The sequence below is a fragment of the Planococcus soli genome (genome assembly GCF_016881065.1).
Taxonomy (GTDB): domain Bacteria; phylum Bacillota; class Bacilli; order Bacillales_A; family Planococcaceae; genus Planococcus; species Planococcus soli.
In genome coordinates, this window is record NZ_WXYN01000046.1 from 71481 (window position 1) to 84845 (window position 13365).

A 13365-nucleotide genomic window follows, 5' to 3' on the forward strand; every position below is an offset into this window, starting at 1 on the left:
CTCCTCTACATGTGTAGCATATCAAAAATCAGGGTATAAAACAGCTATGTGAGTTGAACTATCAGCTTTCACTTGTGGAATATCCACAGCAGAATAGCTATCATTAAAAATAATGAGTTCAACTTTTCCAGTAACCATCAACAAATTCATTGGAGGGATAGTATGCATATTTCATATCACGGCCATTCAGTTGTAAAAATCAAAACAGGTGAGTTCACGATTTTAATAGATCCATTTATTAGTGGCAACGAATTGACCGATTTGAAGGCAGCCGATGAAAAGCCGGATGCCATTCTTTTGACACATGCCCATAACGATCATGTGGGGGATACTATTGAATTAGCCAAAAGCAATAATGCGCAAGTGGTAGCTCCAGTCGAACTCGCCAATTATCTTGGTAGCCAGGGAGTCAATGCAGTCGGCATGAACTTGGGCGGCGCCCATGAATTCGATTTTGGAGTAGTGAAATTCACAAAAGCTTTCCATAGTTCTTCCTATACAACAGAAGAGGGGGAAGCGATTTACGGCGGCATGCCAGCCGGAATCCTCTTTAAAGCAGAAGGCAAAACAGTTTACCATGCAGGTGATACTGAAGTCTTTGGGGATATGGAGATTATTGGAAAAAGGAATGATATTGATGTGGCATTCGTGCCAATTGGCGACTTTTTCACGATGGGGCCGGAAGATGCGGCATACGCGGTTGAATTGCTAAAGCCGAAAGTGGTGGTGCCTATCCACTTCAATACATTCCCGCCGATCAAACAGGACCCTGAGCATTTCAAGTCCTTAGTCAAAAATGCAGAAGTTAACATCCTGCAGCCAGGCGGCAGCATTGAATTATAAGTAAGCGGCAATACTCGGAGAGCTCAGGCTTTTCGGGTATTTTTATTTTTTTTACAACTGTGGTGTTGCATGCTGCAACTGCTCGCTCATAGGTCTGTCGTAGCAGAACTCCCGTCTCTGCTTTTCTGATTGTCCAGTTGCGGTGGCTAATTCCTCGGGGCATAAGTCAACCCGGCAGTGTGGCAAAGAGCACCACTCTGCCGGTTCACCTTATGCCTGTCGGAACTGAGCGGCCACCTCCACATTTCATTTGTCCAGTTCCGACGGGCTGCTCCTCGGGACATAAGCCACTGGAACAAAGCGGCTGAGAAAATGCCGCTCAGCCCCAGCGTCTTATGCCTGTCGAAGCAGAACGCCCGTCTCCACTTTTCTATTAATTATGCTACACTATTAGGTACATGAACGCAGAAAGAATGGGTGAAATCATGGCGACTAAACATGAACAGATATTGGATTATATTGAGACATTGTCCGTTGGCGAAAAGATTTCGGTGCGGCGTATTGCCAAGGAGCTTCAGGTGAGTGAAGGGACTGCTTACCGGGCAATCAAAGAAGCGGAAACAAAACGATTGGTTTCGACCATTGAACGTGTCGGAACGATTCGGATTGAACGCAAAAAGAAAGAAAATATCGAGCGGCTGACTTATGCTGAAATCGTCAACATTGTTGACGGGCAGGTATTGGGCGGCAGAGCCGGATTGCATAAATCATTGAACAAATTCGTAATCGGTGCGATGCAGCTGGAAGATATGATGCGTTACACGGAAGCGGGCAATTTATTGATTGTCGGCAATCGCTACAAAGCACATGAATACGCTTTGCGTGCGGGAGCAGCCGTGCTTGTGACTGGTGGATTTGAAGCGTCCGAAGGAGTAAAGAAACTCGCGGATGAGTTTGAATTGCCGGTTATTTCGACCAGCTACGATACCTTCACGGTAGCGACAATGATTAACCGGGCGATCTATGACCAATTAATCAAAAAGGAAATACTTTTAATAGAAGATATTTTGATACCACTGGAAGTGACGGCGTACTTGACGCTGAAAGAGCCGATCAGACGCTATCATGAATTGAATGAACAGACGACTCATGGCGGTTTTCCTGTGGTCGATCATTCAAACAAATTGGTTGGCATCATCACATCACGGGATGTTATTGGGCATCCTCCTTCCGAGTTAGTGGAAAAAGTGATGACCAAAGATCCGATCACTGTCTCGATGCAGACGAGTGTCGCAGCTGCAGGACACCGCATGATCTGGGAAGGCATCGATTTAATGCCGGTCGCAGATGACCACGGCAAGCTGAAAGGTGTCATCAGCAGGCAGGATGTATTAAAAGCGATACAAACGGCCCAACGTCAGCCGCAGCAAGGCGAAACGATCGATGATATCATCAAAAGCCAACTTCATCAGCAATCGAACGATAAATTGATTTTAGAGTTTCGTGTCACACCGCAGATGACCAATGCTTACGGATCGATTTCACACGGCGCCTATACGATGATTCTCACTGAAGCTGCAGGCGCGGCTTTAAAGACGAAAAACCGGAAAGATAGTGTGCTTGAAAATATTTCGATCTATTTTTTAAAACCGGTTCAGCTGGACGCGCTGGTGTTTGTCCGTCCCAATATTTTGGACATTAGCCGTAAATCCGCAAAAGTTGAAGTTGATGTATCCCTTGATCAGGAAATTGTCGGCAAGGCGATGTTAACCTTCCAATTGTTGGATCGCTGAATCCGCCTCCTTTTCAGGCAGCAAAAAGGCAGCAGATTCACTCGATTGGGAGTGGATCTGCTGCCTGAACATTCTGTTGGGAGAAGCTGCTTAAGGATTTAAGTCAGCTTCTTCTTCAAGGAATGCCTGATAATGCCGTGATGCTTTGTAATTGTAATAAACCAGGGCAAGCCCAAGGACGATAAAAATGGCTGAAACGATGTACGTGATCGTACTTTGAAATACGAACAGCTGGTTGATGCCGAACAAGGCCATAAAACTTCCCAGCGCCATCGATGCTCGTGCAGCATACCATTTCTTTCTGATCGGCAAAACGGTGCGCGTACGGAATTGCTTGGTTTTGTTATAAAAATAAATGACAAATGATACAATGATTAAAACAACGAATATTAACATAGGGACCTCCTGAATTCCAAAACTCATTATCATTGTACTGAGAACTGAGCAAAATTGCGAATGGATTTCCTTATAAATGGAGGAACTCGATAATGAACAGTCAAATCATCGACACAATTAAGCAATACAGCACCATCATTATTCACCGCCATGTGCGTCCGGATCCAGATGCTTACGGATCTCAGCTCGGCCTAAAATACTTATTGGAGCAAAATTATTCGGACAAGCGCATTTTGGCGGCCGGCATACATGATTACACAATGGACTTTCTGGATTTTCCCGATGTAGTGGAAGATCAGGATTTCGAAGGTGCATTGGTCATCGTGACCGATACCGCCAACACAGAGCGTGTCGATGATCAGCGCTACAAGACAGGCGCGAAACTTATTAAAATCGATCATCATCCGAATGATGATGCTTACGGCGATATTGTATCCGTTGATACAACGGCAAGTTCGGCTTCTGAATTGGTTTATGAACTGTTTACATATGGACGGGAGACGGAAGGCTGGACCTTGTCCGCAAAAGCGGCACGGCTGCTGTATGCTGGAATTATTGGAGACACGGGTCGCTTTCTTTTCCCAAGCACGACACAAAAAACGTTTGCGATTGCAGGCGAACTGATCAAATACGATTTCGACCGCAACGAACTGCATAATGGCATGTACGAAATGGACCGGAAATTATTGCATCTGCAGGGTTATATGTACCAGAATTTCAAAATGGATAGAAATGGTGCTGCACATGTCAAAATCACCAAAGACATTCTAAAGGAATTTGATGTTACCGCAACAGACACTTCTTTGCTGGTCGGTTCGCTCGGCAACGTCAAAGGCATGAAAGCCTGGGTTATTTTAATTGAGGAAGATAGTGAAATCCGGGTGCGTCTGCGTTCAAAAGGCCCAATCATCAATACTTTAGCAAAAGAATTCGGAGGCGGAGGCCATCCAATGGCTTCTGGTGCAACGGCCTATTCGTGGGAGGAAGCCGATCAGGTCATTCAGCGCCTTGCTGAAATCTGTGCTGCCGCAAAATAAGGAGGAGGTCTGTTGGCAATGGTTTATCCGCATATAAGCACATCGGCTGATTTGCTGAAAAGTACGGTGCGCCTTGACCAACTTTTCCCGTATTTAAAGGAACAAGGAGCCGTTTCAGCTGCAATCGTCAACACGAAACTATACGGTATTCTTCCATTTTGGGAAGAATGCCGCCGTGCCGGCATCCATGGGGTGGTCGGCCTTTCGGCATTTATCGAGTATGAAGAATTGCACTATCCGGTCGTTTTGTATGCCCAATCAAATAAAGGCTATAGCAACCTCTTAAAGATTTCCAGCGCCTTGTCCACAAGGGAAAAAGAGTCCATCCCGGAGCAATGGCTGAAAGCCTACCGGGAAGGCCTGATCTGTGTTATTCCGAATAAACTTGAGTGGCTGCTGACGGACCGCAAACCGGTATTTGAATACATAAAGGATCTATTTGGGTCGGCAGCGTTCGGCAGTATTGAAAGGCCGGGCGGAATTCTGTCTGAACAGGAGCCGGCATTTGCTGAAATCTGCGAAAACATGGAGCTGCCGATAATTGCAACACACGAAAGCCGTTATTTGTTTGAACAGGACGCTTTTGCATATGAGGTGGCCTCCGCAATCGGCCAGGGGCAGAAGATAAATGACCCGGACAGGCAGAAGCCTGAGCATCTGTTTGCATACGTGCCAAGCCGTACGGAATTCGAATCCTGGTTTGCCGATCATCCGGAATGGCTCCAGAGCACTGCGGATCTGCTGGAAAGCTGTCAGGTGACAATACCGATGAACCGCCAACTGCTTCCGGTATTTCCGTTGGCTCAAGAAACCGACAAGGCTGCCTTTATTGCGGAGTTGTGCAAAACGGGCTTGGCTGATCGGGTACCAGGTTTTTCGAAAATTTACCAGGACAGACTGGACTACGAACTGTCAGTAATCGGAAAAATGGGCTTTATCGATTATTTCCTGATCGTCGCAGATTTCATGAAATATGCCAAAGACCAGGATATTATGACAGGTCCAGGACGTGGATCTTCGGCCAGTTCGCTCGTTGCCTATTCACTGAAGATTACCGATGTAGACCCTCTTGAGCATGGTTTGCTTTTTGAGCGCTTTTTAAATCCGGAGCGTGTCACATTACCGGATATCGACATTGATTTTGCTGACCATAGACGCCACGAAGTGGTAGACTACGTAGCGAAAAAATACGGTGCGGTCCGAACGGCGCAGATTATTACATTTGGTACCTTGTCGGCTAAAGCGGTTGCCCGTGATACGGCCCGTGTATTCGGTTTCGAGGCAGAAGAGCTTGAAGCAATTTCGAAAATGATACCGAACCGGCCAGGAACGACGCTTCGATCCGCCTTGAAAGAGTCTCCGGCTCTGAATGCCTGGATTGTGGAACGGGAAGAGCGCAAGTCCTGGTTCAAGACAGCTTTGAAATTGGAAGGGTTGCCGCGCCATGCCTCCACCCATGCGGCGGGCGTAATTTTAAGCCCGACACCGCTGGTTGAACATGTTCCGATTGAAAAAGGAAACGAAGGCATCTATTTGACGCAATGGCCCATGCAGGAACTGGAAGCAATCGGCTTGTTGAAAATGGACTTCCTCGGCCTGCGCAATTTAACGATTTTGGAGCAGATCCGAAGCCTGGTTTATTGGGATACCAAAAAGCGGATCGACTACCGAAGCATTCCGCTCAAAGATGAAGAAACTTACAAGCTATTGGCGTCGGGCGATACGACCGGTGTCTTCCAATTAGAGTCTGACGGAATGCGCCGCGCACTCCAGCAAATCAAACCAACGGCATTTGGCGACATTGTCGCTGTCAACGCCCTGTTCCGGCCAGGTCCCATGGAATTTATTCCTTTGTACGCCAGACGGAAGCATAAACAGGAAGCCGTGAAATACGTCCATCCGATTCTCGAACCAATTCTGAGCGAGACCTATGGCGTTATCGTCTACCAGGAGCAGATTATGCACATTGCCGCGAAAATGGCCGGTTTTTCACTGGGAGAAGCCGATCTGCTTCGCCGAGCCGTCAGCAAAAAGAAACGGGAGATTTTGGATGAAGAACGGGCGCACTTTGTCGGTGGAGCAAAAGAGAAAGGATTTACCGAAGCGGAAGCAGGGGAAGTTTATGATTTAATCGTTCGTTTCGCGGATTATGGCTTTCCGAAAAGCCATGCTGTCGCCTATAGCATGATTTCCTACCAGCTGAGCTACATGAAAGCCCATTACCCGGTTTATTTTTATACCGGCTTGTTGGCCAACAGTGCCGGCAATACAGAAAAAACCAAGCAGCTGCTGCAGGAAATCAAAGAAAAGAAAATTCCGTTGCTGCCGCCGTCTGTTCAAAAAAGCCGCCATTCGTTTTCTGTAGAAGAAGGACAGGTGCGGATTGGGTTAAATGCGATAAAAGGGGTTCCGGGAACAACGGCCAGGGCACTGCTTGCTGCCAGAGAAGAAGGGCCATTCAGCAGTTTGTTTAATATTGCTGAACGCATTTCGGCTTTGCATTTCAACCGCAAATCGTTTGAACCGCTGATCAAAGCAGGTGCACTCGACGAGTTCGGCCACGATCGCAGTGTTTTATTGGCATCTCTCGACAGCGCCATCAAGCACGCTGAACTGGTCAAGCCGACTGAAGATCCCGGATTGTTTGATGACATGGGATCCAGTTTTATGAAGCCGAAGTACACTAAGGCAGCAGATATGCCTGAGACGCTGAAACTCGACTACGAAAAAGATGTTCTTGGGTTTTACTTATCCAAGCACCCGATAGAACGCGAAAAAGAAAGTCGCCAGAAAACTTTTCATGAACTGAAATCGCTGAAAACTAAAGGCGATAGAGAAACGGTAACTGTTTTGGGGATGGTTGATGACATCAAGCGGATCCGGACAAAAAAAGGGGATGCCATGGCATTTTTGACTTTGATGGATGAAACAGGTCCGGTTTCCGTGACGCTGTTTCCGGTAGAGTATGCGAAATACAATCTTCTTTTGGAACCGCAAGCAATTCTGGAAATCCACGGGGTAGTTGAAAACCGCAATCAAAAAACGGCTATTATCTGTAAAACAATAGAAACTTGACTGCTTTTCTCAAAGAAAAGCAGTTTTTTCTTTACGTAGCACTGTTTTTTTTGTAAGGTAAAGGATATGAGTGGCCAGACCACTTTCAAAAAAATGGGAACTGAGGAACCGCCATGAATCAATCGAAACGATATTTGGACATAGTACGGGACATTCGTGACATGATTCGGCAAGAAAAAATCAAGCCAGGCGACCGCATCCCATCTGAAAGGGAATTGGCCGAAACCATGCAGGTCGGTCGTTCAACTTTGCGGGAAGCGCTGCGCAGCCTGGAGTTGTTGGGATTGATTGAAACACGCAGGGGGGAAGGCACGTTTTTGTCTGATTACAGAAACCATAAATTGGTTGAAGTCTTGTCAACTTTCGTCCTGCAGGACAACCAATCACATGAAGATGTTTGGCAAACGCGCCAAATTCATGAAATGGCAGCTATCCAAGAGATTTGCCAAAATGAAGCTGCCAGCCAGATGAAGATCTGGGACAGTTTCCGGCTGCGCCTCGAAGGCGAAAGTTTTCAGCGAGAAGATTTTGTACGTGAACTGATGGTGTTATCAGGAAACCGCTTGTCATTGAAAATCTGGTTTTTATTGAAGCAATACAGCGGCAATCCATATGATGGAACCGTTTCTTCAGAAGAAATAGACCGCATGAACGATATATTGACCGCTATCGAGCGGCAAGACGCAGATACAGCCATTCGCGGGTTTAAGGCTTGGAGCGAATGGCTACAAAAGGAGAGAATACGCAATGGCAATTATTCGTGATATTTTTAAACGCAACAAAGACAGCAAAGAAGCTACCATGCCTTCAAAAGCCGCAAAAGATGTTCCAGAAGGCTTAATGACCAAATGCCCGAACTGCAAGGAAATTACGTTGACGAAAGATCTGGAAAAAAACAATAAAGTTTGCCCAAAATGCGACCATCATTTTAAAATGACTGCGCATGAACGTATAAATGGCTTATTGGATGCAGGAAGCTTTGAGTCGATGGATGACCATTTAAAATCGGAAAATCCACTCGGTTTTCCGGGATATGCAGAGAAAGTGCAGGCAGACAGCGAAAAAACCGGTCTGAACGAAGCGGTATTGACGGGTTCTGGCAAATTACAAGGACAGGACATCGTTTTGGCTGTGATGGATTCACATTTCCGTATGGGTTCGATGGGTTCCGTTGTCGGCGAAAAAATTACACGCGCCATTGAAGCGGCTACAGACCGCAAATTGCCATTTATCATTTTTACAGCGAGTGGCGGAGCACGTATGCAGGAAGGTGTGCTTTCTTTAATGCAGATGGCTAAAACCAGCGTTGCGTTAAAGCGTCACAGCAACGAGGGATTGTTATTTGTATCTGTTCTGACCCACCCAACAACTGGCGGAGTTTCTGCGAGTTTTGCTTCAGTCGGCGACATCAATATCGCAGAGCCGAAAGCGTTGATCGGCTTTGCAGGCCGCCGGGTTATTGAACAGACCGTTCGTGAAAAGTTGCCGGAAGATTTCCAGACAGCTGAATTTTTGCTGGATCACGGACAATTGGATGCAGTTGTTCACCGCGCGTCAATGCAGAATACCTTGGCGACCATCGTGCGTCTTCATATGAAAGGGGCTGTGGCAAATGGCTAAGAAAAACGGAAAAAAATCAATGCCTTTTGAAGAGCCTTTAATTCAGCTGCGGGCAAAGATTTCAGAGTTGAAAGAATACACCGCTACGGCTGAAGTAGACTTGAGTTCAGAAATCAAATCGCTGGAAGACCGGTTCTCTAAACTTGAAGAAGAAATTTACGAGAACATGAAGCCTTGGGACCGCGTCCAGGTAGCGCGACACCCCGAGCGGCCAACGACTCTGGACTATATTCCCTTGATTTTTAATGATTTCATTGAAATGCACGGAGATCGCCTGTACGGAGATGACGCCGCTATCGTCAGCGGGATTGCCTCTTTCCACGGGCAGCCTGTGACCATTATCGGCCACCAGCGCGGCAAGGATACGAAAGAAAACGTCAGACGGAACTTTGGCATGCCGCATCCGGAAGGTTACCGGAAAGCACTGCGCCTGATGAAGCAGGCAGAAAAATTCAAACGGCCGATTATTTGCCTGATAGATACGAAAGGTGCATATCCGGGCAAAGCAGCCGAAGAACGCGGACAAAGCGAAGCGATTGCGCGTAACCTTGTGGAAATGGCAGGACTTGAAGTCCCTGTTTTATCCATTGTTATTGGTGAAGGCGGGAGCGGAGGCGCCCTTGCACTGGGTGTCGGCAATCAGATTTTAATGCTGGAGAACTCGACATTCTCGGTTATCTCTCCAGAAGGCGCGGCTTCTATTCTGTGGAAGGATTCTGCTTTAGCGCAAACAGCTGCCGAGGCGATGAAAATCACTGCACCGGATCTGCTGGAAATGAAAATAATTGAACATATGATTCCAGAGGTGCGCGGTGGTGCTCATCATGATCCGCAGAAACAGGCCTCAATCATTTCAGAAGCGATCCGGCGCTCGCTGGAAGAATTGAATGGCATGTCCGGCGAAGAACTGGTTGATCAGCGTTACCGGAAATTCAAATCAATCGGTGTATTCAGTGAATGACGGAGAACCGCCTCGGCGGTTCTTTTTAATTTCCAGGGTTATCGTCAGGTTCCCAATCTTCGGAACCGGTCAGTAAAATGAAACAAAATCTTAACATGCTGCACGGCTTTTAAGGACTGACAGTAGCGCTTCGGCGTGGTAAGGTAAACAGAGTAAATGGACTGCAGGAGGGGTATTATGAAGAAAATTGGAGTATTGACAAGCGGAGGAGATTCACCGGGCATGAACGCGGCTGTCCGGGCGGTTGTCCGAAAAGGAATATACCACGGCATTGAAGTGGCCGGCGTTTATTCCGGGTATCAGGGACTGATTGAAGGCAATATCAAAAAATTAGAAGCAGGCGATGTTGGCGATATTATTCAGCGCGGAGGCACTAAGCTGTATTCTGCACGCTGCGATGAGTTCCGCACCAACGAAGGCCAATTAAAAGCAATTGAGCAAATGAAAAAAGAAGGACTAGAAGGATTGGTGGTTATCGGCGGAGATGGTTCATACCGCGGAGCGATGGCTTTGACTGAACGAGGGTTCCCGTGCATCGGCGTTCCAGGAACGATTGACAACGATATTCCAGGAACAGATTACACAATCGGATTTGATACAGCGCTCAATACTGTTATTGAAGCAATCGATAAGATTCGCGACACGGCGACAAGCCATGAGCGGACTTTCATTGTGGAAGTAATGGGGCGCGACGCAGGCGATTTGGCACTGTGGGCTGGCCTTGCCGGTGGAGCAGAAACCATTCTGATTCCCGAAGAAAGTTATGATATCGATGAGATGATCGACCGTCTGCAAAAAGGGCGCGACCGCGGCAAGCGCCACAGCATCATCATCGTAGCCGAAGGCGTTATGGGCGGCAACGAGCTGGCTGACCTGATCAAAGAAAAGGCGGATATCGAAACGCGTGTTTCTGTGCTTGGCCATATTCAGCGCGGCGGATCTCCGACAGCGCGGGACCGTGTCCTGGGCAGTTTGTTTGGTGCCCGTGCAGTGGAAGTTTTGCTGAACGGCGGCGGAGGACGAGCTATTGGCATGAAGAATCATCAGGTGGTAGACTATGATATGACAGAAGCATTTACTGCTGAACATAATGCTGATATGAGTTTGTATACTTTATCTAAAGAATTAGCAATTTAATATGGTAAATGGAGTGAGTTTATTGAGAAAAACGAAAATTGTCTGCACAATCGGACCTGCAAGTGAAACACCTGAACTGCTTGAACGCTTAATCGAAGCGGGAATGAACGTCGCCCGCTTAAATTTTTCACACGGTAACCATGAAGAACACGCCTTGCGCATCAAACGCATCCGTGAAGCGGCCGAAAAAGCCGGCAAAATCGTCGGTATTCTGCTTGATACAAAAGGTCCGGAAATCCGGACGCACCAAATGGAGAACAACTCCATCGAATTGGTCACTGGCCAGAAAATCGAAGTGTCCATGACAGAAGTGCTTGGAACGGCTGAGCGATTCTCCATCACGTATGAACAGTTGATCGAAGATGTCGAAACAGGATCGATCATCTTGTTGGACGACGGGTTGATCGAATTGCGTGTCGAAAGCCTGGACAAAGAACAGGGAATTATCCATACAATCGTTGAAAATGCAGGAACTCTGAAAAGCAAAAAAGGCGTCAACGTGCCAGGCGTTTCGGTTCAATTACCGGGAATCACTGAAAAAGATGCCCAGGATATCTTGTTCGGCATCGAACAAAACGTTGATTTTGTTGCGGCTTCATTTGTCAGAAGAAGTTCAGATGTCATGGAAATCCGCGGATTGCTTGAAAAGAATAACGGCGCGCACATCCAGATTATTCCGAAAATCGAAAATCAGGAAGGCGTCGACAATATTGATGACATCCTTGTGGTTTCCGATGGTTTGATGGTTGCGCGTGGAGATTTAGGCGTAGAGATTCCTCCGGAAGAAGTGCCATTGGTGCAAAAATCATTGATCGAAAAGTGCAACAGTGCCGGCAAACCGGTTATTACGGCTACACAGATGCTGGATTCCATGCAGCGCAACCCGCGTCCGACACGCGCAGAAGCAAGTGACGTCGCCAATGCGATTTTTGACGGCACGGATGCGATTATGCTATCTGGTGAAACAGCTGCCGGCATTTATCCGGTTGAATCTGTTGAAACGATGCATCGCATTGCTGAAACGACAGAAGCAGCATTAAACTATAAGCAAATTGTCTCAACTAGAAGAAAAGAAAAAGAATCGAATATGACGGAAGCGATTGGCCAAGCCGTTGCGTATACTGCATTGAACTTAAAAGTTCAGGCGATTATTGCACCGACCGAGAGCGGCACAACCGCCAAAATGATTTCGAAATACCGTCCGGGCGCGCCAATTATTGCGGTAACCTCTTCAGATCGGCCAGCACGCAAGCTGTCTCTTGTATGGGGCGTTCAGCCAATCGTCGGGACTTCAGTCGAATCGACGGATGAATTGCTGGAAAAAGCTGTGGACGAGAGCTTGAAGCATGGCTATGTGAAACACGGCGACCTTGTCGTGATTACAGCAGGAGTTCCAGTTGGCCAAGCCGGTACCACTAACTTGATGAAAGTGCATGTTATTGGAGACATTCTTGCAAAAGGGCAAGGCATCGGCAAGACAGTCGCTTTCGGAGAAACAGTTGTTGTCAGAAATGCAGAAGAAGCACTGGCTTTAAATGTAGAAGGCAAAATCATTGTAACAATCGGAACGGATCGCGACATGATGCCAGCCATCAATAAATGTGCCGGAATCATAACAGAAGAAGGCGGATTGACCAGCCACGCTGCAGTTGTCGGCTTGAGCCTTGGCATTCCGGTTATCGTCGGCGTCAAAGAAGCGACTTCGCTTATCAAGAACAATTACGATATTACGATGGATGCAGAATCGGGCATCGTTTATCACGGCCATGCCAGTGTTCTGTAACGATCAGTAAGGAGGTCGGTCAAAAATGATGAAATGGATTTTCCTAGCATTAATTATTGTGCCGTCTCTTGAGTTGGCTTTGCTGATTTGGGCAGGAGGCAAGCTTGGGTTTTTCGCTACAATGGCAATTATTGTGGCAACCGGTTTGATTGGTGCTTTTCTCGCAAAGAAACAGGGCTTAAAAGCGCTCAAGGATATTCAGGAGGGAATGAACAGTTTCCAGGCTCCTGGAGATCAATTATTGAATGCGGCATTCATTCTGGTAGGGGGAGTCTTGCTGCTGACACCAGGTTTTATCTCTGATGCAGTAGGCTTTACCATGCTTTTTGGTCCAACTCAGAAAATGTATAAGCCATTCATTTATCGAGTAATTCATAAAAAGATGAAAAATACCCGGGTTATCGTTGGATAATCCCGGGTATTTTCATCGATTTTTAGAGGAAATTTAATTTCTATAAGCGTTTCCATTCACAAATTCTGCAAAGTTGATTATAATGGCTAAGTAAGGAAATATAAACAGAAGTTCATAAACGCAGATGAGACATCATTCTGCATTTTTTTTTGGAATGATGAATTAGACTGAAGAAGGAGCGATTTACATGACATCGTCAAAAGGTTTAGAAGGTGTAGTAGCAACCCAATCCGCCATCAGCTCGATCATTGATGACACACTTACATACGTCGGCTACGATATTGATGACCTGGCTGTCAACGCCAGCTTTGANCAAGCATGTCCACCCAATGGCGGCTCTTCGCACGGCTGTTTCCATGCTCGGCTTG

11 protein-coding genes and 1 pseudogene are annotated in these 13365 nt (G+C 46.8%); 11 read left to right on the forward strand and 1 reads right to left on the reverse strand.

All coding sequences use genetic code 11. From position 1 onward, the window contains the following. Window positions 1–162: 162 nt before the first annotated feature. Window positions 163–843 (forward strand): metal-dependent hydrolase, encoded by a 681-nt coding sequence (locus tag GJB59_RS14085; protein WP_142829320.1) that lies wholly within the window; start codon window positions 163–165, stop codon window positions 841–843. A 425-nt stretch (window positions 844–1268) separates the two neighbouring features. Beyond that, window positions 1269–2576 (forward strand): DRTGG domain-containing protein, encoded by a 1308-nt coding sequence (locus GJB59_RS14090; RefSeq protein WP_142829318.1) that lies wholly within the window; start codon window positions 1269–1271, stop codon window positions 2574–2576. A 90-nt stretch (window positions 2577–2666) separates the two neighbouring features. Here GJB59_RS14090 and GJB59_RS14095 read toward each other — a convergent pair whose 3' ends face one another. Next, window positions 2667–2972, reverse strand: coding sequence for a YtpI family protein (locus tag GJB59_RS14095; protein WP_142829316.1), 306 nt, complete (start codon window positions 2970–2972; stop codon window positions 2667–2669). Window positions 2973–3064: 92 nt separating this feature from the next. Between GJB59_RS14095 and GJB59_RS14100 the strand changes: the two genes are divergently transcribed. The 9 genes and pseudogenes from GJB59_RS14100 to GJB59_RS14140 all read left to right on the forward strand — a co-directional run. Further along, entirely contained in the window at window positions 3065–4009 is a 945-nt protein-coding gene (locus GJB59_RS14100) for a DHH family phosphoesterase (RefSeq protein WP_142829314.1), read from the forward strand. A gap of 18 nt (window positions 4010–4027) precedes the next feature. Continuing rightward, window positions 4028–7084 (forward strand): DNA polymerase III subunit alpha, encoded by a 3057-nt coding sequence (gene dnaE / locus GJB59_RS14105; RefSeq protein WP_425325254.1) that lies wholly within the window; start codon window positions 4028–4030, stop codon window positions 7082–7084. A gap of 113 nt (window positions 7085–7197) precedes the next feature. Continuing rightward, window positions 7198–7848 carry a FadR/GntR family transcriptional regulator gene (locus tag GJB59_RS14110; RefSeq protein WP_142829310.1) on the forward strand — a complete coding sequence of 217 codons (651 nt, stop codon included), beginning with the start codon at window positions 7198–7200 and terminating at the stop codon, window positions 7846–7848. Then, the gene (gene accD, locus GJB59_RS14115; RefSeq protein WP_142829308.1) at window positions 7832–8704 is read left to right on the forward strand and encodes an acetyl-CoA carboxylase, carboxyltransferase subunit beta; all 873 of its coding nucleotides are present in this window, start codon (window positions 7832–7834) and stop codon (window positions 8702–8704) included. Before GJB59_RS14110 ends, accD begins: the two co-directional genes overlap by 17 nt. Next, window positions 8697–9665, forward strand: a complete 969-nt coding sequence (accA, locus tag GJB59_RS14120; RefSeq protein WP_142829306.1) for an acetyl-CoA carboxylase carboxyl transferase subunit alpha — start codon at window positions 8697–8699, stop codon at window positions 9663–9665. Before accD ends, accA begins: the two co-directional genes overlap by 8 nt. Window positions 9666–9842: 177 nt before the next feature. After that, window positions 9843–10802: a 6-phosphofructokinase gene (gene pfkA / locus GJB59_RS14125; RefSeq protein WP_142829304.1), complete on the forward strand. Its 960-nt coding sequence runs from the start codon at window positions 9843–9845 to the stop codon at window positions 10800–10802. Between the two features lie 22 nt (window positions 10803–10824). Next, window positions 10825–12585 (forward strand): pyruvate kinase, encoded by a 1761-nt coding sequence (gene pyk, locus GJB59_RS14130; RefSeq protein WP_142829301.1) that lies wholly within the window; start codon window positions 10825–10827, stop codon window positions 12583–12585. 25 nt (window positions 12586–12610) lie between these two features. Then, window positions 12611–12997 carry an FxsA family protein gene (locus GJB59_RS14135; RefSeq protein WP_142829299.1) on the forward strand — a complete coding sequence of 129 codons (387 nt, stop codon included), beginning with the start codon at window positions 12611–12613 and terminating at the stop codon, window positions 12995–12997. 187 nt (window positions 12998–13184) lie between these two features. Continuing rightward, window positions 13185–13365, forward strand: a pseudogene (locus tag GJB59_RS14140) (hypothetical protein); the annotation flags it as partial.